The 1,618-nt window shown below is 50.2% G+C and carries 2 tRNA genes and 2 rRNA genes; all 4 read left to right on the top strand.

What is annotated here, in order from left to right:
• Nucleotides 1-618, top strand: a 16S ribosomal RNA gene (locus tag ACQ4WP_RS29230); the annotation flags it as partial.
• Nucleotides 619-718: 100 nt separating this feature from the next.
• Nucleotides 719-795 (top strand) — tRNA-Ile (locus tag ACQ4WP_RS29235).
• Nucleotides 796-816: 21 nt separating this feature from the next.
• Nucleotides 817-892 (top strand) — tRNA-Ala (locus ACQ4WP_RS29240).
• A gap of 247 nt (nucleotides 893-1,139) precedes the next feature.
• Nucleotides 1,140-1,618 (top strand): 23S ribosomal RNA (locus tag ACQ4WP_RS29245); the annotation flags it as partial.

The raw sequence follows: 1,618 nt of genomic DNA on the forward strand, positions 1-1,618 counted from the left end.
TGACGGGGACCCGCACAAGCGGTGGATGATGTGGATTAATTCGATGCAACGCGAAAAACCTTACCTACCCTTGACATGGCTGGAATCCTTGAGAGATCAGGGAGTGCTCGAAAGAGAACCAGTACACAGGTGCTGCATGGCTGTCGTCAGCTCGTGTCGTGAGATGTTGGGTTAAGTCCCGCAACGAGCGCAACCCTTGTCATTAGTTGCTACGAAAGGGCACTCTAATGAGACTGCCGGTGACAAACCGGAGGAAGGTGGGGATGACGTCAAGTCCTCATGGCCCTTATGGGTAGGGCTTCACACGTCATACAATGGTACATACAGAGCGCCGCCAACCCGCGAGGGGGAGCTAATCGCAGAAAGTGTATCGTAGTCCGGATTGTAGTCTGCAACTCGACTGCATGAAGTTGGAATCGCTAGTAATCGCGGATCAGCATGTCGCGGTGAATACGTTCCCGGGTCTTGTACACACCGCCCGTCACACCATGGGAGCGGGTTTTACCAGAAGTAGGTAGCTTAACCGCAAGGAGGGCGCTTACCACGGTAGGATTCGTGACTGGGGTGAAGTCGTAACAAGGTAGCCGTATCGGAAGGTGCGGCTGGATCACCTCCTTTCTAGAGTTTGCACGAATCAGGTAACTGGTTCACGCATCAAATGTTCACACTTATCGGCTGTTAAATGAAGAAGAAACAGTAGTCGTAGTAGCACCGCGTTAGGGCTGTAGCTCAGCTGGTTAGAGCACCGTGTTGATAACGCGGGGGTCGTTGGTTCGAGTCCAACCAGCCCTACCAGCTAATTAGTACATGATTCCCGGGGGATTAGCTCAGCTGGGAGAGCACCTGCTTTGCAAGCAGGGGGTCGTCGGTTCGATCCCGTCATCCTCCACCAAGTTTTACTCGAAAGTGCAAACGTAAGCCGGTCAGTGACTCAGGTTTAGGTTTGATCTTTTAGCGATCAAAGCTGTTTCGTTCTTTAACAATCTGGAAGAAGTAAAGATTATTTATTGATTGGTTTGCCGTAAAAAGCAAATCGATGGGTAATGATTGTATGTATCAACAAACAAGCAACAACGTTGTACTTTCTTATCCCTGTAGCGCTCTTTTCGTTTGAAAGAATGAAGAGGCTAACGTTATAGGGACAAGCGAATAAGTGCACATGGTGGATGCCTTGGCGATTACAGGCGATGAAGGACGTAGTAGCTTGCGATAAGCTGCGGGGAGTGAGCAAACACACTTTGATCCGCAGATTTCCGAATGGGGCAACCCACCCTTTTAGGGTATTGCAACCTGAATACATAGGGTTGCAAGGCGAACGCGGCGAACTGAAACATCTAAGTAGCTGCAGGAAAAGAAATCAACCGAGATTCCCAAAGTAGCGGCGAGCGAAATGGGAAGAGCCTGTACGTGATAGTCGGACCGATAACAGAATCCCCTGGAAATGGGAGCCATAGTGGGTGATAGCCCCGTATGTGAAATTGGACCGGTGATACTAAGCGTACGACAAGTAGGGCGGGACACGTGACATCCTGTCTGAATATGGGGGGACCATCCTCCAAGGCTAAATACTCGTAATCGACCGATAGTGAACCAGTACCGTGAGGGAAAGGCGAAAAGA

It is taken from the genome of Janthinobacterium lyxosi (assembly GCF_051380665.1).
Classification (GTDB): domain Bacteria; phylum Pseudomonadota; class Gammaproteobacteria; order Burkholderiales; family Burkholderiaceae_D; genus Janthinobacterium.